Origin of the sequence: Paenibacillus sp. FSL P2-0173 (assembly GCF_038008045.1) — a bacterium.
Classification (GTDB): domain Bacteria; phylum Bacillota; class Bacilli; order Paenibacillales; family Paenibacillaceae; genus Paenibacillus; species Paenibacillus polymyxa_B.
The window spans coordinates 523685-542468 of record NZ_JBBOYK010000003.1 but is presented as its reverse complement, the minus strand read 5'-3'; the positions used below and the strand labels follow the sequence as shown (position 1 = coordinate 542468).

Sequence of the window (18784 nt, the reverse complement as noted above, 5' to 3'; positions counted from 1 at the left end):
TTATGCATGACCTTACATCCTACTTACGCTATAATGAGTAAAAATTATTTATGTACGCATGCTCATGTTTATGCGTAAGTAGAGAGAATGAGGGGGATATAATGAATTTGAGCAAGGGGCAGAATAGCCTGTCTGATAAAAATGAACGCTTCTCGTCTGCTGGATTCATATTGGCGGCGATCGGGAGTGCGGCAGGACTAGGTAACATATGGAAATTTCCGTATATTACAGGACAATATGGCGGAGCTGCATTTTTCTTATTGTTTATTGTCTGCCTGTTGCTTGTTGGTTTGCCTGTACTTTTAGCAGAGCTTGCGCTTGGTCGTGCAGGTCGAGGAAGTGCTGCTTCTGCAATGGTAAAAGTAGGCGGTCACCCGATTTGGGGCAAGATGAGCATTATGTTTGTTATCGTGCCTTTTGTTATCTTATCGTTCTATGCCATTGTAGGAGGCTGGACACTGCATTATGCCGTAGAGGCATTTAGCGGAAATCTGTTTTCAAATAATGATTTTGCTGGACAGTTCGCTTCTTTTTCCTCCGGGTATGCGCCGTTGGTTTGGCTGTTAGTTGTTTTTGCATTTACAGCAGTCGTGGTTACTCTTGGGGTATCAAACGGGATTGAAAAGTTCAATAAAATTTTGATTCCTGCCAAGGTCATCCTGTTGCTCGTGTTGATGATTAACGCTCTTATGCTGCCAGGCTCTGGTGCGGGCGTATCCTTCTTTCTGAATCCCGACTTCTCTAAGCTAAGTATAGAGTCTGCATTGGTTGCTTTGGGACATGCCTTCTTCTCACTCTCACTGGGGATGGGAATTATGATCACGTACGGTGCGTACGTGGATCGCCGTCAATCGCTGGGTGGAGCCATGCTGGCAGTTGGTGGCGGAGATTTAATCTATGCGTTTATCGCAGGTATGATTATTTTCCCTACAACCTTCTCCTTCGGAATTAACCCAGCTCAAGGACCATCTCTGGTTTTCATTGCTTTACCGGCTGCTTTCTCGGCAATGCCTTTTGGTGCATTCTTCGGCGGTTTGTTCTTTGTACTGCTGGCGGTTGCTGCATTAGGTTCTATGGTATCCTTGCTGGAAGTTCCAGTAGCCTATGTCATGGAGCGTATGCGTTGGAGCCGGGTTCGCTCTGTCATCGTCGTATCGGTCCTGTGCTTGATGCTGGGCGTCCCTTCTGCATTGTCCATGGGCCTGGTGCCGGAATTAAAAGTGGGGGATAAATCATTCTTTGATTTCGTAGACTTCACCGCTTCCAACATCTTCTTACCGTTAGGCGGTTTGTTGATTGTTATATTCACAGGTTATTACTGGAAGACTGCGGCTGAGCATGCGAACATCAAACCCTTCTGGTTCAACGTATGGTTATTCGGTCTTCGGTATGTTGCACCGATCCTGATGTTGTTGGTCTTCCTTCATACCTCAGGTATCATCAAATTTTAAGAGCATAGAATACTAATAAAAAGGCATTTTCTTCCTAAGGGAAGAGATGCCTTTTTTTGTATATCTATCAGTGGTTACCTAACTGTGGAAAGGAATGATATAATAAAAACATTGTCATTAATTTTAACTTCATTGAAATCATTACGATTATGAAGTTTTATATAATGAATGAAAAGGCTACAGGGCATCGCACAGACGATGTGCAGGAGAGGGAAAGGGCAGAAGAGCATTGAAACAGACAGGGAGCTTGAATTTGCAAGAAGGACGGCGGCTGAAATGAAGTCTAAACAATTGCCGTCACAACGTCGTTATATGCCAGGTTTGGATGGATTAAGAGCGCTGGCGGTCATCGCAGTCATTGTGTATCATCTGAATCCGGATTGGTTGCCGGGTGGTTTGTTGGGTGTAGGCGTGTTTTTTACTTTGTCGGGGTATCTGATTACAGATATTTTGGTGAGTCAGTGGGATACATATCATAGTTTTAAAATGAAAGATTTCTGGTTGCGTCGTGCCAGAAGGTTGCTGCCTGCCATGTTGACGGTTGTGGCTGTCATTGTCCTGTGCTCGTTGCTTTTCGATCCGTCACGGCTAACGGCCTTGCGCGGAGATGTACCTGCCGCATTGGTGTATATGAGCAATTGGTGGTTTATCTTCCATCAGGTTTCGTATTTTGAAAGTTTCGGCCCACCTTCTCCGCTCGGGCATCTGTGGTCGCTGGCGGTGGAGGAGCAGTTTTATATCTTATGGCCTTTACTGCTGGCGCTTGGGCTAAAATTCATGCCCAAGCGTATTGTGCTCGCAGGCTGGGTGACTTGTCTGGCGTTAATATCTGCACTCCTGATGGCAGTGATTTACGTACCAGGAAGCGACCCGAGCCGGGTGTATTATGGCACGGATACGCGCGGATTTGCTCTGCTGATCGGTGCGGCGCTGGCCTTGGTATGGCCAAGCGGCAAACTGAAAGAGCAAGCTTCTCCTAAGGCGCGTATGCTTCTGGACAGCATCGGTGCAATAAGCTTGCTGCTGCTTTGTCACTGGGCGTGGGCCTCGAATGAATATGACCCATCTCTGTACCGGGGCGGCCTGCTGGGCATAGCTTTGGTCACTGCTATTGTGGTCGCAGCGTTGGCACATCCGGTAAGCCACCTTGGTCGTCTCCTTGGAATCAAGCCGCTACGCTGGATTGGAGCCCGTTCCTATGGACTGTATCTGTGGCATGTTCCGGTTATTACGCTAACGACGCCTCAAGTAGATACCGATGGCGTGCATGTGATGCGTATCATTTTACAATTGCTAGCTACCGTATTGCTGGCGTCTCTCTCATTTAAATATATCGAGGAGCCGATTCGCCATGGAGGATTCCGCCACTGGATCACAGAAATCCGTTCAGCGGTTCGTAGACAGGCGCGGTGGAGATGGATGCCTACAACTACAGCGGCTGTGCTTTTTGCAGGTATTCTCTTGGGTACCGTCCACCTGTACGTGGCGTCTCCTGACGCAACGATTCAGGCGGCATCAAGTGATGAGAAGCCAGTCGCAAAGGCAAAGGCGATGCCGCCGCTTCACGGAACGGTATCCGTGGCTTCCAAGGAGCCCAAAGCCATCAAGCTGCAAGGGTCCGAGGGCAGCAAGGTGCAGACCCCAGTCCTGTCTCAAGCCCAGATGCCTAAAAACACGGCGGTCCAGGCTGGTACTACGGACGATGTTACGAAACCGTCGGAACCTTCGGACAAACCCAAAGAAGCTACGCCTATTACAGGTGATGGGTCGAGTGTGACCGCCATTGGAGACTCTGTCATGTTGGATGTACAGTCGTACATTCAGGATTCCTTCCCGGGAGCTGTTGTAGATGGACGGATCGGCCGTCAGATGGCGGAGGCGCCTGCCGTACTGGAGCAGCTAAGACAGAACGGACAGCTGGGTAAGACAGTTATTATTGAGCTGGGCACGAACGGCGCTTTCACCAAGGATCAGTTAGCGAATTTGCTGGCCAGTCTGAAGGATACGAAGCATATTATACTCGTGAATACCCGTGTGCCTCGGCCGTGGGAGAGTATTGTGAACAAGCATCTTGCCGAAGCAGCGTCCCAGGACCCGCGAATTACAATGATTGACTGGTATGCAGCCAGCTCTGGTAAAAATTCATATTTCGAGCATGACGGAGTACATTTAAAACCTAGTGGTGCTAAAGCTTATGCGTCCTTGTTGGCTCAGGCCTTAACAAAGCAATCGTAATAAACTGCAATGATACTCATAAATTATGCAAATGCAAGACAAGAAAGCCACCGGGAGTAGGTTGTCCTCTGGTTGAAGTGCATCCCTAAATTTTCATCGGCTAAACCTAAGGGTTTTTCCCATGTCCATTCTAAGGTGTGTACATCAACCCTGATCCGGTGGTTTTTCTTATTTTAGTGGGAGGTACATAAGCTAATGGAAAAGGGCTATTCACATAGTAGGACAAGAGAACACCGCTTGAAGAGGAACAGAAAAAGACTAATTTTACTTGCTATTATATTATTTGTGGCAGGCTGTATTACTTTCATTGCGATAAAGGTCTCAGATAACAAAACGCATGCGCCAACACAGGAGCTTGCTAAAAAAACAGATTCCGTATCCAAGGACTCATCAAAAGGTAAAGTAAATGGGGGAGCAAATGGTAAAGCAGTCTCTCCAAAAAGCGACCCCGAAGTAGAAGATGGTGCCTTTGTCGAAAAATATTTAAAACAGCAAATGCTAGGGCAGATGCCCGATGGAGCCGATGGTAAAAAAGTGGCCTACTTATCCTTTGATGATGGTCCATCCGTGACGGTAACACCTAAAATATTAGACATTCTGAAAAAACAGAAGGTCAAGGCAACCTTTTTTATCGTAGGAAAAGAAGCCGATGAAAATGAACATACCAGGAACATTATCAAAAGAATTGTTAAAGAAGGTCATGCGATAGGAAACCACACGTACTCTCATAATTATAAGTATTTATATCCTAACAAGCGGGTAAGCACGGACCATGTTATGCAGGATATTGAGAGGAACAATAAGGTGTTAAAAAGTATTCTGGGGCCAGAGTTCACCACAAGAATGATCCGGTTTCCGGGGGGCCACATGACATGGAATAGCAGAGATCCACAGGGGATGGCTGCTTTGGATAAAGTTTTACATCAAAAGGACTATCATCAGGTAGATTGGAATGTATTAACGAAGGATGCAGAGGGGAAATCCAAGAAGGCACCGGCACTAATCAACCAGTTTATAAGGTCAGTCAAAGGTCGTGAAAAAGCCATCATACTCATGCATGACACCTATGGTAAAGAAGAAACCGCAAAAGCGTTGCCGCAAATTATAGAATTCCTAAAGAAACAGGGATATGAGTTTAAGGTTATGAAGTAGGATATGTTTATATGTAAGAAAAGGACGGGGCTGATGGCCACCGTCCTTTTTGCAATTAAGGTTTATACTTCGCGTGTTTAGATGCGTTCTGCTTCACCCATCGCCTGAATGAAAGCCCCGATACCTTTGGGATCGTTGGTTATAATCGGCTCGCTGATATAGTAAGCGAAGGTGCCATCCCGACGATCTTTACCACCCAAACCGCTTACTTGCACCGTTTTGTTCAGATTCACGAGTCCTTCTTCAGTAATCGTGATAAATTCATCGATAATTCCCTTACGGATAATTTCTGCCTCTTGACGATATTGCTCTGGCAGATAGCCTTTGCGAACGCCCTTGGCAATAGCATAGAGAATCATGCAGGAAGCAGAGGCTTCCAGATAGTTGCCTTTCACATGGCCCAGGTTGAGCACTTGATAAAAGACTCCACTTTCTTTATCACGCACTTTCAGCAGGGCTTCCAGTGTTTCCGTCAGCATATCAATCAGGACGGGACGGTCTGCATGATCCTCTGGAATATAGTCCAGCACGTCAACGAGTGCCATAACGAACCAACCCATCGAGCGTCCCCAGAAATTTTTGGAGCAGCCTGTTTCCTGGTTGCACCAATGCTGCTCACCTTTCTCATCCCAGGCATGGTAGAGCAGGCCTGTTTTAGGATCACGTGTATGTTCATAGCAGAGCTTGAATTGCAGGGTCACATCGTCAAACTCTGACGGATCTCCGAATTCACGGATAAATTCAGCGTAGAACGGGGCACCCATGTACAAGCCGTCGAGCCAAATTTGATACGGATAAATTTGCTTATGCCAGAATGCGCCTTCGCTTGTGCGCGGGTGTTTTTCCAGCTGACTGCGTAATTGGTAGGCTGCCTTTTTATATCGTTCATCTCCTGTAGCACGATACAGAGAGAAGAGCAGCTTGCCGTTATTCACATGGTCAATATTGTACTCATCTACTTTATAGCGCTGAATAACGCCATTTTCGTCAACAAAATGATCCATATGTTTCTTTATATATTCCATATACTTGGGATCGCCTGTCAGTTCGCCAACCCATTCCAGACCTCTGTAAATGACGCCGTGGTCATATTCCCATTTTTCATAAAATTCCGGACTTCGTTGTAGAACGGAATCGCTCATACGTACTGCCCAAGAATCTGTTTTTGTAGGACTGGTGGTTGGTTGTGATGTTGGATTTGCCATGATACAGTCACCTCTTTAGTAAATGTTTAATCTGTATTTGTTATTGTTATTACATAGACGGAGTGTGTGTTTTAGGGTCAACAGGTTTGTTCTTGAAGCCCACGTTATTGTTGCCCCAGCACCGATCGTAATGGAAACCTGTCAGTTCCTCGAATACCTTTCGTGCTTCCGGTTTGGCTGATTTCATGGAGCCACCGTTTTTGAGGCGGTCAATTTCGGCGATTAGCTTCTTGTGGCTGTCAATATCCAGCTTCATCACGACAGACGCAATCATACCGATGATCGCTAGAACGATGGTACCGACCACGAGTACATAAAAGATGGCGTGCTGAGCAGCGACTGGCTGACTATCAGCCCCGGATACAAAGCCAAAATGCTGTAATACCCAGCCAAGAATGAAGACGACAACGGCCCGCACCATTTTTCCGGCAAAAGTCATCATACCTGCATAAATACCTTCCCGGCGACGGCCGGTCAACGCTTCATCCACATCGGCAAGGAACGTGTATTGATTCCAAGGGATGTAGTAGACGCCCCCAGTACCAAGCCCCATGAACAGGGTGATGACATATAGCCATACCATCGTATTCGAGGCTCCCGTTATATAGAGCAGGCCATAACCTGCTACGCTGAAGCAAACGACAACGAGTGCGGCGATAAAAGGCATACGGAACCCTTTACGCACACAGAATTGGATGAAGAAATAGGTAGAAATCAATTGAATGACAGAGTTAAAGCTGTTCAAATTGGATACCATCTCCGAGCTTTGGAACAAGGAGAAGACAATAAAGTACGTAAAAGCAGAAGTAAACAGCCACTCAGCTGAAAAGCCGCCTAGGTACATACCGAGATGATGACGGAACGTCTTGACTCGGAAGGTAGAGGAAATGTCGACAAACAACTTTTTCATCGAATCTATAAAGGAAAGCGGAGCTTCACCTTCCAGTTCCTTTTGCAGTTCCTCACTTGGACGTTCCCAGGAGTTTTTATACAAGAATGCCATCGCAATCAGCAGAATAGCTGCAAAAACGAGACCGGTATAAAAGAAAGGCAATGGAGAGTCTTTGCCATACTCAGCAATAAAACGACCAGGGATAAAAGCAGCCGCAAAATTGGCGATTTTGCCAAACATGGCCTTCCATCCGGTCAATCTGGAGCGTGCGCCGAAATCTCGGGTCATCTCTGACGCTAGTGCTTCATACGGCACCATGACAGAGGTATACACCAGTTCAAACAGTACGTACGTACTCAGGTAATACCAGAAGCCCAACCCATCTACCCAAAGCATCGGATACACGAGCATCAGCGGGATACCCATCATGATGAAAAAGCGACGTCTGCCGAATTTACGGCCCAAGCGGGTCCGGTGAAAGTTATCGCTGATAAAGCCCATGACCGGATTGCTGACCGCATCTATGATGCTGGCAACAGAGAAAATGGCCGCGGCCTGAACGGGAGACAGTCCGCAAAAGGTTGTATAAAAGTACATTAACCACGCACCGCTAATAGCAAGTGCGCCACTTCCCAGCATGTTACCGCTTCCATAGGCGAGTGTATGTTTCAGTGTGATTCTTCGTTCCATGATCTGTTCACCTCATATTTTGTCTGGTTATGAGGACAATCACCGGTCGCTATATTATGCAGAATTGTCTAAGTTGGTAGATGGGCCAGGGCGTCCTGAGTTGGAAGGGGCGTTTAGCGTGCCCCTATATTAGTGCCGCTCGGTGTTCCCGAGCCGATCAGATCGCTTCCTTTGGCCAGCTTAAGGAAATCACCTAGCTGGATGGAACCGTCTGCACTTCGAGTGATAGAAGGCGTGAGACTAACAAAGTCGTCTGCACTGACTACCAGACCTTTGGCATTTGTCGATTTTTTGTTTTTCCACCAAACGCTAGAGTTGTCTTGATCTGTACCGCTTGTTTTGTCACTAGCGCTTCCCTCAAAGGAAAGATTGTTTATGAACACGTGATCACCCTTGTCAAAAGCAAAATTACTTTGTCCATTGTCCCACGAAGTATTATTGGTCAACGTAATGCTGCCGGGGTTGCTATTGTAGGTGAAGCCGTGTTTTTTGTTCTGGAAAGCAATGCTGTTTTTCACAATATGGTTGACTTTGATTTTGTCTCCACCCAGCTTAAAGCCGTTGCCGTCGCTGTTCGCGGTAGACGTTCCATCTGAGGTCTGCCCGTTGTGGTGGGCCACACTGTTCAAAATGGTTACTTCGCCGATGGGACCCGTTTCGGTTTTGCTATACAAATCCCAGCCATCGTCTACGTTGTACGCAGCCAAGCAGTTATCAAACACATTGCCTGATCCTACAGTTAATTTAGCCGCGAAGCCATCGGCATCCTCACCATTATCGGGATCAGCGTTATCGTGAGAGTAAGAATTCAAAATCAAATTGTTCGAAGGCCACTCACTAGTGGAAGCGTTAGGCGAGTAACGTCCAAGCTGGAGTCCAGTATCCCGGTTGTGGTGGGTTTCCACGTTTTCGATTCGGTTATTGCTGCCGCCGATATAGATACCATTATCTCCGGCACCCTTTACTTCAAGGCCCTTTACTAGCCAAAAGTCTCCGTTAAGCTGAAGTCCACGATTGGCTGAACCAAAGGCTTGAGCAGAGAAATCAAGTACCGGCTTTTCACTACCGTAAGCGACCAACCCTTTGAGTGAGCCGTTATTGCCGCTGTTTTCACGCTGAATTGTAATCGTTGAGGAGTAAGTGTAGTTACCACCGCGCAGATAAATAGTTTTACCAGGAGCAATTTGTGTAAGTGCTGCTTCGAGCGTGGTAGGACTGGATATTGTACCCGGATTGGACACGTTACCATTTGGCGACACATACAAATCTCCTGCCGCTAACGTTGTGGAGACAGCTGTTGCGTCGGTTGTACTAACTGCCTCTTCTGTGAGTGCAGAAGAAGGGATGTCGTTGGATGACGTATCTGCGTAAGCGGTTCCAATAAGACAAGAAGAAGCGAAAACAAAAGAAACACCGAGCCTTAGAGCGTTAAATCCGTTTTTTGGACGATCATTTCGTTTAAACATGTAATTTCCTCCTTATTTGAGCTCATATTTTAAAAGAAGATAGCCTCTATAAAAGTGACTCATGCTGTCTTTCCACTAAAAACAGGACACCTCCTGGGGGGACAGATTGATCTACCATTAGTCCAAAACGCTCTAAGAAGTATATGCACAGTGTAATATATGTTAACGTTTGCATCAACAGTTTTTTACTGTTTTTTTGATATTGTGAAAAAAAGTTCACACTTTTGTTTCAACTAAAAATGCAATTTTGCCAGACTGGGAAAATTTGATTATACTTAAACATTATACATATAATAGGAATGAAAACTGTGAGAAAGGGTGGGTTTAGTGCATGGAGAGTGGAAATCATTTGACGGATTCAACTGTCGAACAATTGCAGGAAAAGCAGCCACGAGTGAAAAATGAGATGATCGATTGGCTTAAGGCCATTATTGTAGCCATTGTGCTCGTGTTCATTATACGTTGGCTATTATTTGCGCCATTTATTGTTGAGGGAGCGTCCATGGAACCGAATTTCAAGACAGATGAACGAGTGGTCGTGAACAAGATGATTTATGATTTTCGTGATCCCAAGCCGAGTGAGGTTGTTGTATTCCATGTGAAAAAGGAACAAAAAGACTTTATTAAGCGTGTTATCGGAGTGGCTGGGGATACGATTCAGTATCAAGGCGATCATCTTTATGTAAACGGTAAGAAAGTAGAGGAGCCATACATTCAGGGAGCTATTCATAATGCGCACGCCAAGGGAGAACTATATAACAATGTTGATTTTCCAAATGGAACCATAACCGATTCCAAGGTACCTGAGGGTTATATTTTTGTGATGGGCGACCACCGCAATAATAGTAGGGATAGTCGTGCTATTGGTTTTGTTTCTATTAAAGATATCGTTGGCCGTGCGGATGTGATTTTTTGGCCGGTGGATAGCTCGCAATGGGTTAAGCATAAATAATATAAGAGCGCCTAAGAGGGGGGGATTCCTCACTTAAGGCGCTTTTATTTTATAACCTCATTATATTTTTTTCGTAAACGGGTCAGGCAGCTTGCGCCAATCCTGCTCCATTTCTTCAGGGGTCAGCAGTGTCTCATCCAGAGTGCGCTCGATTTCTTCCCGGTTCATATCGATACCAATAAATACGAGTTTGGTCACCCGGTCACCATACTTTTCGTCCCAGTCAGGTGTCTTTTCGAAATCTTCGCCAAGATAGTATTGGCGTTCTTCTTCAGTCAAGGCAGATACCCACAGTCCTGCGCGTGCGAATTGTTTGGAGCTACCCGCCTGACTGAATGTAAAAGCAGTGCGGTTCTGCGTGGCGAGCCACACCAATCCCTTGGAACGTACAACCTCAGCAGGCCATTGAGCCAGCCATTTCAACAAACGTTCGGGATGAAATGGGATTTTGCGCTTGTACACAAACGAAGCAATGCCATATTCTTCTGTCTCCGGTACGTGCTCTTCTTTGTTCATTTCCTGTATCCAGCCTGCCGCCTGACTAGCTGTTTCAAAATTGAAGCGATGCGTGTTCAAAATCTCTTTTGGGTCCACCTTACCGTACTCGGAACGGATGATTTTGGCGTTTGGTTGAATGCCGCGTAACGCTTTTTCCAGTCGTTCCAGCTCTTCTGGGGATACCAGATCGCATTTATTAATGATCAGTACATCACAAAATTCCACCTGTTCTATGAGCAGATCAACGATGCCGCGTGCATCCTCTTCTGCCACTTCCTGTCCGCGATCCCTGAGGGAGTCCCTAGAGTAGAAGTCTTTCCAAAATTCCGGTGCATTCACGACGGTGACCATAGTATCCAGTCGGGTCAGCTTGGTCAAATCAATTCCATTTTCCTCATCTACATAACTGAAGGTCTGTGCTACCGGAATGGGCTCACCTATACCCGTGGACTCGATAAGAATATAGTCAAACCTTTTGTCGAGTGCCAGTCGTTCTACCTCTTTTAATAAATCTTCCCGCAGGGTACAGCAGATGCAACCGTTGGACATTTCCACCAGCTTCTCATCCACACGAGATAATCCTCCACCGTCACGAACGAGATCAGCATCAATGTTTACCTCACTCATATCATTGACAATGACGGCTACCCGCAAGCTTTCCCGGTTGTTCAGCACATGGTTCAGCAGTGTGGTTTTGCCGGAGCCGAGGTACCCGCTTAGTACCGTGACCGGTATTTTCTTTTCCAATTCCATAGCGTTTGCCAACGTAATCACTCTTCCCTTCGAAAGTATCATGAAATGTCGAATGTGCTGTAGTGGTATCATGCGAGATAGGAAAGCAGACGTGCTTTCTTTGTCTTTCTTTAATCGTAATAATTACGAATAGTAAAATTAGTAAATCATTATTAAGAGGAATTGTCAAGGAAGGTAAGGTCACCTGATAAGAACTGTATTAATTTTCAAATCGATAAATAATTAAAATTTTAGGTAATTTGTACGATAAAATAAGTATCCATGATGGAACAGATTCAGCCTAAGTTGTATAGAGTTGTGACGGCATGGCGTCAGATTAGAGAGGACGTATCCAATACATGCGGACAATAGGAATAGGCACAAAAATTAGTGGTATGGTGATCGGCATTTTGATAGTGTTGTCTGTCGTGATCGCTTATGTGGCTACTAGCCGAATGCAGGAGGGTATTGAGGCTTTTGCTACCGAAAAGGCTAAAAATGACTTGAATATGGCAACCCGCCTAGTGGACTACAAGTATAGCGGGGCATGGCAGATCAAGGACGGGCAATTATATAAGGGGAGCCAACGGATTAACAATAATGAGGAAATCGTCGATGAAATTGGCGGGGCAACAGGCGATACGGTGACTTTCTTTCAAGGGGAGCAACGGGTAGCGACGAATGTCATGCTGGAGGGCAAACGCGCTGTAGGCACGAAAGTATCGGAGAAGGTGGCTACCGTTGTCTTAAAGCAGGGTCAGCCCTATTATGGTCAAGCGGTAGTAGTTGGAAAAACGTATCAAGCTGCGTACACACCCATTCGCAGTGCAGACGGTGCTGTGATTGGCTAGGTGCATCGCAATCGATCATTGACGGGATCATTAGCGGGTTTATCCGCCAGTTTATGATTGTGATTGCTATTGCGATATCGCTAACCGTGATTCTCTGGTACATGAGCAGGGTAAACCGCAGGCTGGGCCGTGTAGGCCAAGCGCTCGCCAAGGCAGGTCAGGGGGATTTTACTTCTGTCCTGCTTGACCGGAGTGGAGATGAGCTTGGGCGGCTGAGTGTCAACTATAATGAAATGCGAGAAAATTTGAGCATTTTGATTTCCGAGGGCATGCATGCTTGTGGAGCGGTAGCCGATTCAACGGGGCGGCTTGCCGTCATTGCTGAAGCATCGACCAGACAGGCCAATAGGATTGCAGACACCATACGGCAGGTTGCAGACGGAGCCGGAGCGCAGACCCGAAGCGTGTTGGAAAATCAGACGGCGATGGAAGAGATGGCTCAGGGCATTCAGAATGTCGCGGAAAATGCCTCAGAGATTGCGGAAGCTGCTATCTACTCCAAGCAGCAGGCGGAGGCAGGAGCGGAAACGGCGCGCCTCACGGTGGAACAGATGGGGGAGCTGCATTCGTCCATCCAGCATACGGAGGCTCTGATTCAAGCGCTACACCGTCAATCAGGTGAAATCACCGGAATCATGCAGGTTATTCAGGGAATATCTGAACAGACGGGACTGCTGGCGCTGAATGCCTCTATTGAAGCTGCTCGCGCAGGTGAGCAGGGACGAGGATTCGAGGTTGTAGCATCCGAGGTGCGGAAGCTAGCAGATCAATCGGGAATAGCCTCCCGCCAAGTGGCGCAGCTTATCCAAAACATTGATGGAGATGTACAGCGCTCGGCAGAAGCGATTGGACATGTGGTAACGCATGTGGACAGCGGGCTGCGGATGATGAACAAGACACATGACAGCTTCGAACATATCGTAGAAAGAAGCACTCACATTGCGGAACGGATCGAAAGCATGGCAGCAACCGCAGAACAAATGTCAGCAGGTGTGCAGGAAGTTACCGCTTCTGCTACTGAAATTATTGTCATCGCCCGCAGGACGAGCGGCGGCTCACAGGAAGTATCGGTTGCAGCCTCTGACCAGATGGAAGAGATTAAACGTCTAAATACCTGCTCTGCTGACCTACAGCTTGCTATGGAAGAGATGCTGAAAGCGCTAGGCCAGTTTAAGGCTTAATGAATACTGTACAGAAGCCCATGATGGATATCACGAAGACAAGAGGACTTGCGCGAACAACACGCAAGTCCTCTTTTTTGTATCTGGCTTCGAATACTTGACTCAGCCTTTGACGGCTCCGGCGACGACGCCTTTGACAATGTATTTTTGCAGAAAAATAAATACGATAATGGAAGGCAGCACAGCCATTACCATCGCGGTCATGGCATATTGCCAGTCTGACGTATACTGTCCAACGAAGGTGTAGGCGGCCAGCGTCAGCGTTTTGGTGCTGGGTGAGCCGTTGACCATGAGAAGCGGAAGCAGAAAATCGTTCCAAATCCACATCACGTCGATAATGACAATGGTGGCGGTGACTGATTTCAGCAAGGGGAAAATCACGGAAAAGAAAAGCCGGAAGCCCGAGGCTCCATCGATTTTGGCGCTTTCGTCAATCTCAGCCGGAATACCTTTCACGAAGCCGTGATAGATAAACACTGCCAGCGGTGCGCCGAAGCCCCAATACAGCAAGCCAAGTCCCCAAGTGCTGTCTGCCAGATTTAAGTCTTTCGCCAGTCGCAAGACAGTGAGCATGATGGACTGAAACGGGATCAGCATCGGCATAATGCACAGCATGTAAATCACGGAGCTCCATTTGCTTTTGGTTCTTGCCAGCTTGTAGGCCGCGATGGAAGATATCAGCACGATACCTGCCAGGCCGACGACGGTAATAATGGTGTTATTCAGAAATAAGCGTGGATAGTCAATGAATTTCCATACGTATACGTAGTTATCCAGCGAAAGCTGCTTGGGCAGCGCAATGACGTCGGTCATGACCTCAGCGAAGCTTTTGAACGAATTGTTAATGGCGAGAAACAGCGGGTACAAAAATAACAGTGATAATACAATCATGCCCGCTTCTAGCAAAATACGTCCCGTACGGCTGCGTTGCATCAGGCTTCAACCTCCCTGCGTTTGAAAATAGACAATTGAATAATCGTAATGATCAGGACTGCAACGAATAAAATCAATGCTTTGGCTGTTCCGTAGCCATACAGATTGTTCTGGAACGTGTCCCGGTAAATATCATACGCAATGCTGTATGTCGTACCTCCCGGTCCACCGCCGGTCAGAGATAAAATGACGTCAAACACTTTGATCGAGTTGGTCAGTGCCATGAAGACTGAGATCGTAATGGAAGGTGCGAGCATCGGTAGAATAATACTGAAAAATCTCCGAATCGGCCCCGCGCCATCAACAATGGCAGCTTCTTTTAGATCCTCTGGCACAGATTGTAAGCCTGCAATGTAAATGACCATGTAAAAGCCAATGGATTGCCAGATCGATACTGCCAAAATGGAAACAAACGCGAGCCCTTCCTCACCCAGCCAGCTCAGCTGGAAGATACCCCAGCCTGTACTGTGTCCCAGTGACTCAAAGCCTTGCATGAAGATGAATTTCCATATAAAGCCGACAATCACGAGACTGAGGATATACGGGATAAAGAAGGCCGCCCGCAGCCAAGCCGAGCTTTTCAGCTTCATATCGAGAACGAGCGCCAGCAAAATGGCTAGCACATTCACCAATACAATGTACAGGATGGCATACTTGACGGTAAACCAGGCTGCATGTGCAAAATTGGCGTCCCCAAGCAGGATTTGCTTGAAGTTATCCAAACCTACAAATTTCGGATGTTTGGATATGCCGTTCCACTTGGTCAGGGAATAGCGTATCGTCATCAAAAACGGAATATAAAATGCAATCGTAATGCACAAGATTACGGGCAGTGTGAATAAACCAAATTCCAGTTTACTACCCTTGTCGCCCCAGGTTCCCCTTTTTTTCAGCATAACGCACCTCTTTTTCTCAACATTTTCCGCTCTTTCGCTCCAAGCTGTTTAAGATATAATGAAAGTATAGGATAGCCCCTAGGGCCGGACCAATGGATTTAAGAAAACAGTTGAGGGTAAAAATGTGTACGCTTTCAAAAGGGGCGGTTATCATGATGTCAGAGCGCGTAGGAACGATTCTTCGCTCCATGTGGAGGAGGATCACGCAAAAATTAGTGAACAAGCTCATTCTTCTTTTTACCTCGGTGATTATTCTGGTGGTGGGCTCACTCACAATTATTTCCTATCAGATGATTGAAAAGGAGTCGGTTAACCATAGCATCGCCAGCACGACCAATAATCTGCTGCTGGTCAATCAGAATTTGGAGGATTACTTGGAGGGAATGCAGCAGTTGGCTCTTCCACAGCTACGTTATAACGATATCATGAACGCGATTGCCAATGAGAACCGGGACTATGCTTCGCGAATGGTCATTGAAGATTACTTGCGCAGCATGTTTTATTCACGTAATGATCTGGAAGCGATCTATCTGTACGTGGCGGACCGACATCAATACTATGTGGTTACCAGGGAGACGTACAACATTACGGTGCGCAAAGGAATAAACACGGATATTCCCAAGCTTCCTTGGTATAAAGAGGCGATGGCTAGTACCACGAACGAATCATTTCAATCCTTTGTAGGGTCCCGTTCTGATATGGGCTATGTGGCGCCACAAGCCAGCTTTATGGCATACCATCGAGTGCTGAGGTCGATTGCATCCCGTCACCCGCAGGCGGTGCTGTCCTTTTATTACAATACGAGCGCCGTGGATGAAATCATGCAGAACATCCCACTGGGCAAAGGGGACCAATTGATGCTAATGAGCCCTAAAGGGGTTCCCTTTTATGTGAATAGCTTTCCGCTCTATGAGCGGATGCGTGATTCCGGAGTGTTGGCACAGATCGGCAAGGGAGGAAGCGGGCGAGTAACGTGGTCAGATAGCAGTGGCAATCAGGAGTATTTGGTCGTCTATGATGCTGGTGAAAAAGATGGGTGGCAGCTCATCAAGCCCATCCCATACCGCCAGATTTATGAAGCAGCTACGACAACACGGAATTGGAGCTATGCCATCGGGGCTTTATTTTTAGGTGTGTCTATTATATTAGTGACACTGACCTCGAACGCCATTACCCGACCTTTACATAAGCTGTCCACCCAGATGAAGCGGTTTAGCACCGGAGATTTTGGAGCAACAGCTCCTGTGAAGGGACATGACGAGATTGCATATTTGTCGCTGCATTTTAACGAAATGGTCCAAAGAACCGAAGAACTTATTAATGAGCGCTATCGCATGAAGCTGGTCGAAAAGAATGCCATACTCAAGGCGTTGGAGGCTGAAATTAATCCTCATTTTCTGTACAATGCCCTGCAAGCCATATCCACACAGGCATTAAAGCGGGAGATGTTCGACATGGCGGATATGGTGGATGCATTGGCCCAAACGTTGCGGTATTCCATCAACGGCAAGGATATCGTAGTTGCCCGCGAAGAGCTCAAGCACATTGAACGGTATATAGGTCTGCAAAAAGCAAGGTTCGGGGCGAGACTGCGGGTCGAAGTGGTATGGGAGGAAACGCTGATGGAGCTGCCGATCCCGAGATTATCCGTGCAGACGTTGGTGGAAAACGCTATCAAGCATGCGTTGGAAAAAGTATCAAGCGATATTCTGATCGTCATTTCAGCCGAATCGAGTTCTACAAATGCCACAATTGCAGTCAGGGACAACGGACCTGGAATTTCAGAGGACAAGCTGAGAATGGTGCTGGATTCATTCCATGAAAAATGGGAAGAACGGGAGAGCGAGCATATTGGTTTGAAAAATCTGAACACACGGCTGAAGCTTTTGTACGGAGATCAGGCAGGATTATTCATACTTACGGATGAAACGGGAACGGAAATGAGAATGCAAATTCCCCGGGGAGGAAGTAGTCATGTATAACGTATTGATTATTGACGATGAAGAGCCGTTGCGCGAAGCCATTCGTATTATCGGGGACTGGGACCGTCTGGGCATCGAACATATTTATGAGGCGACGAATGGAAGGTTGGGACTGGAGCTGTTGGGTCAGCACCATATAGATGTGGTGATGGTCGATATGAAAATGCCTGAGCTGAACGGTATCGAATTTCTTCGTGCGATCGAAAAGGCATATCCCCATCTGCTGACGATTGTCATTAGCGGCTACAACGACTTTGAATTTACACGGCAGGCGATTCAATCCCGGGTGGTGGACTATCTGCTCAAACCTATCAATCGTCAGGATCTGAACCAGGCACTGCGCAAAGCAGTGGACATTCTGGAAAGCCGAGAGCAAAGCAAAAACAAGTTCATTAGCCAGAACATTACGCTGAATATGTCACTGCCGAAGCTGAAAGAGAAGCTATATTTGTCCATTTTGGACGGTAGCTTTAAAAGGCAGGCCAATACGGCGTTGCTCCCATTGATCGGAGCGGATCAGAAGGGGAATCGCTTTGGGGTGATCGTGCTGCGGCTGCTGAACAGGGATGAGATTCGCAGGACGCGTTTTCATGGCGATGCCGATCTGATGGATTTTGCCGTGACCAATGTGTTAGCTCAGACGTCAGATGAACGGTTGAGTTGTTTTAGCTTCTCCCATCCGCGACGGGAGCGTGAGGTCGTTTCGATCTGTACCCTGGCCCCAGGACAAGAAGAACATATGGCCTTACTATTGGCACAAGTGACACAGAAGGCGGTGGCCAACCTGCATGGGCTGTTCAGCATGGTGGTAGCTGCCGGATTGGGTAAGCTCTGTACAGATGTATTGGAGCTAGCGTCTGCTTATATGGATGCCAAGACGCTTATCCACAGTACGGATGTGTTGAAGCTGGAAGGGGAGTCCATTCTTCATATAGTGCCACGGCAAATGGGAATGCTAGAGGAAATGTCATGGACAGAGCGACTGTTGTCGATCCAAAAGGATGCTCAGACAGGTCAAGCAAACCGGGCAAAGGTACTGCTGGGCGATCTGCTGAAACAATTGGCATCAGGCCCTATTTTCCGTTTACAGGATGCGGATCGAATGATGAAGGAGTTCCATTTTTTACTGAGAGAAGCTGCGATTGAGTTGGGTGCGTCTACGTCAGCGTTGAATCAAGATGGAGCTTTGGAAGAACCGGAGCAAGTGGGGGAAAGCGATTTGTCTGCTGATTTTACGAGTTTTGCCCATTATGGTCAGAGATTGAATCGAATGCTGGAGCTTTACATTGCTGGGGTCCAACATGCTCAAGCGGGGAACCAGCCCTTTGACATAACGGACATCAAAAGGCACATCGACCGTTATTATTTTGAGGATATCAAAATTTCGTTTTTTGCCGAAACCTATTTTTTGAGTCGGGAATACCTGATGAAGCTGTTCAAGCAGCAGTTTGGTTACGGTATTCACGAATATGTGCAGAAGGTTAGAATGGACAAGGCGAAGGAGCTGCTGGGTGATTCTAGCCTGAAAATACAGGAAATCTCGGATATGCTTGGCTACAAAGATAAAAATTATTTCAGTAAGGCTTTTCGTAATTATTATCAGGTGTCACCGTCTGAGTATCGCGTAAGCCTGCAATAAACCACTTTTTTACCCTTAACGCTTCACTA

At 46.9% G+C, this 18784-nt stretch carries 14 protein-coding genes; 8 read left to right on the top strand and 6 right to left on the bottom strand.

Going from position 1 to position 18784, the window contains the following annotated elements; genetic code table 11:
- Window positions 1-101 precede the first annotated feature (101 nt).
- The 3 genes from MKX30_RS18830 (at window position 102) to MKX30_RS18820 (ending at window position 4838) form a co-directional block, all read left to right on the top strand.
- Window positions 102-1451 (top strand): sodium-dependent transporter, encoded by a 1350-nt coding sequence (locus MKX30_RS18830; protein WP_013312591.1) that lies wholly within the window; start codon window positions 102-104, stop codon window positions 1449-1451.
- A gap of 276 nt (window positions 1452-1727) precedes the next feature.
- A complete protein-coding gene (locus tag MKX30_RS18825; protein WP_341063240.1) occupies window positions 1728-3686 on the top strand; it encodes an acyltransferase family protein in 1959 nt (652 codons plus the stop codon).
- 195 nt (window positions 3687-3881) lie between these two features.
- Complete coding sequence (locus tag MKX30_RS18820) at window positions 3882-4838, top strand: polysaccharide deacetylase family protein (protein WP_028540861.1); 957 nt, start codon at window positions 3882-3884, stop codon at window positions 4836-4838.
- Between the two features lie 77 nt (window positions 4839-4915).
- Here the strand turns inward: MKX30_RS18820 and MKX30_RS18815 are convergent, their stop codons facing one another.
- The 3 genes from MKX30_RS18815 to MKX30_RS18805 all read right to left on the bottom strand — a co-directional run bounded on the left by MKX30_RS18815 (window position 4916) and on the right by MKX30_RS18805 (window position 9091).
- A complete protein-coding gene (locus MKX30_RS18815) occupies window positions 4916-6043 on the bottom strand; it encodes a glycoside hydrolase family 88/105 protein (protein WP_341063239.1) in 1128 nt (375 codons plus the stop codon).
- Between the two features lie 49 nt (window positions 6044-6092).
- Window positions 6093-7625, bottom strand: coding sequence for an MFS transporter (locus tag MKX30_RS18810; RefSeq protein ID WP_025719365.1), 1533 nt, complete (start codon window positions 7623-7625; stop codon window positions 6093-6095).
- A gap of 113 nt (window positions 7626-7738) precedes the next feature.
- Window positions 7739-9091 (bottom strand): right-handed parallel beta-helix repeat-containing protein, encoded by a 1353-nt coding sequence (locus tag MKX30_RS18805; protein ID WP_023990951.1) that lies wholly within the window; start codon window positions 9089-9091, stop codon window positions 7739-7741.
- A 331-nt stretch (window positions 9092-9422) separates the two neighbouring features.
- Here MKX30_RS18805 and lepB point away from each other — a divergent pair, with 331 nt between their 5' ends.
- Window positions 9423-10043: a signal peptidase I gene (gene lepB / locus MKX30_RS18800; RefSeq protein WP_341063237.1), complete on the top strand. Its 621-nt coding sequence runs from the start codon at window positions 9423-9425 to the stop codon at window positions 10041-10043.
- 60 nt (window positions 10044-10103) lie between these two features.
- Here lepB and MKX30_RS18795 read toward each other — a convergent pair whose 3' ends face one another.
- Window positions 10104-11306 carry a GTP-binding protein gene (locus MKX30_RS18795; protein ID WP_081326346.1) on the bottom strand — a complete coding sequence of 401 codons (1203 nt, stop codon included), beginning with the start codon at window positions 11304-11306 and terminating at the stop codon, window positions 10104-10106.
- Between the two features lie 326 nt (window positions 11307-11632).
- On the opposite strand from MKX30_RS18795, the gene MKX30_RS18790 reads away from it, so the two are divergent.
- Both MKX30_RS18790 and MKX30_RS18785 read left to right on the top strand, forming a co-directional pair.
- A complete protein-coding gene (locus tag MKX30_RS18790; RefSeq protein ID WP_081326345.1) occupies window positions 11633-12124 on the top strand; it encodes a cache domain-containing protein in 492 nt (163 codons plus the stop codon).
- A gap of 53 nt (window positions 12125-12177) precedes the next feature.
- Window positions 12178-13305, top strand: a complete 1128-nt coding sequence (locus MKX30_RS18785; protein WP_341063235.1) for a methyl-accepting chemotaxis protein — start codon at window positions 12178-12180, stop codon at window positions 13303-13305.
- A 102-nt stretch (window positions 13306-13407) separates the two neighbouring features.
- Here MKX30_RS18785 and MKX30_RS18780 read toward each other — a convergent pair whose 3' ends face one another.
- Both MKX30_RS18780 and MKX30_RS18775 read right to left on the bottom strand, forming a co-directional pair.
- Window positions 13408-14238: a carbohydrate ABC transporter permease gene (locus MKX30_RS18780; protein ID WP_013312583.1), complete on the bottom strand. Its 831-nt coding sequence runs from the start codon at window positions 14236-14238 to the stop codon at window positions 13408-13410.
- Window positions 14238-15134 (bottom strand): carbohydrate ABC transporter permease, encoded by an 897-nt coding sequence (locus MKX30_RS18775; protein ID WP_013312582.1) that lies wholly within the window; start codon window positions 15132-15134, stop codon window positions 14238-14240. Before MKX30_RS18775 ends, MKX30_RS18780 begins: the two co-directional genes overlap by 1 nt.
- A 122-nt stretch (window positions 15135-15256) precedes the next feature.
- Here MKX30_RS18775 and MKX30_RS18770 point away from each other — a divergent pair, with 122 nt between their 5' ends.
- Window positions 15257-17116, top strand: a complete 1860-nt coding sequence (locus MKX30_RS18770; RefSeq protein ID WP_023990949.1) for a cache domain-containing sensor histidine kinase — start codon at window positions 15257-15259, stop codon at window positions 17114-17116.
- Window positions 17109-18755 carry a response regulator transcription factor gene (locus tag MKX30_RS18765; RefSeq protein ID WP_053326389.1) on the top strand — a complete coding sequence of 549 codons (1647 nt, stop codon included), beginning with the start codon at window positions 17109-17111 and terminating at the stop codon, window positions 18753-18755. Before MKX30_RS18770 ends, MKX30_RS18765 begins: the two co-directional genes overlap by 8 nt.
- The last annotated feature ends 29 nt before the right edge of the window (window positions 18756-18784 follow it).

Bases quoted from the DNA above. Each gene is read 5' to 3' on its own strand.
- MKX30_RS18830 (WP_013312591.1), top strand. From the start codon at position 102: ATGAATTTGAGCAAGGGGCAGAATAGCCTGTCTGATAAAAATGAACGC.
- MKX30_RS18825 (WP_341063240.1), top strand. From the start codon at position 1,728: ATGAAGTCTAAACAATTGCCGTCACAACGTCGTTATATGCCAGGTTTG.
- MKX30_RS18820 (WP_028540861.1), top strand. From the start codon at position 3,882: ATGGAAAAGGGCTATTCACATAGTAGGACAAGAGAACACCGCTTGAAG.
- MKX30_RS18815 (WP_341063239.1), bottom strand. From the start codon at position 6,043: ATGGCAAATCCAACATCACAACCAACCACCAGTCCTACAAAAACAGAT.
- MKX30_RS18810 (WP_025719365.1), bottom strand. From the start codon at position 7,625: ATGGAACGAAGAATCACACTGAAACATACACTCGCCTATGGAAGCGGT.
- MKX30_RS18805 (WP_023990951.1), bottom strand. From the start codon at position 9,091: ATGTTTAAACGAAATGATCGTCCAAAAAACGGATTTAACGCTCTAAGG.
- lepB (WP_341063237.1), top strand. From the start codon at position 9,423: ATGGAGAGTGGAAATCATTTGACGGATTCAACTGTCGAACAATTGCAG.
- MKX30_RS18790 (WP_081326345.1), top strand. From the start codon at position 11,633: ATGCGGACAATAGGAATAGGCACAAAAATTAGTGGTATGGTGATCGGC.
- MKX30_RS18785 (WP_341063235.1), top strand. From the start codon at position 12,178: ATGATTGTGATTGCTATTGCGATATCGCTAACCGTGATTCTCTGGTAC.
- MKX30_RS18780 (WP_013312583.1), bottom strand. From the start codon at position 14,238: ATGCAACGCAGCCGTACGGGACGTATTTTGCTAGAAGCGGGCATGATT.
- MKX30_RS18775 (WP_013312582.1), bottom strand. From the start codon at position 15,134: ATGCTGAAAAAAAGGGGAACCTGGGGCGACAAGGGTAGTAAACTGGAA.
- MKX30_RS18770 (WP_023990949.1), top strand. From the start codon at position 15,257: ATGTGTACGCTTTCAAAAGGGGCGGTTATCATGATGTCAGAGCGCGTA.
- MKX30_RS18765 (WP_053326389.1), top strand. From the start codon at position 17,109: ATGTATAACGTATTGATTATTGACGATGAAGAGCCGTTGCGCGAAGCC.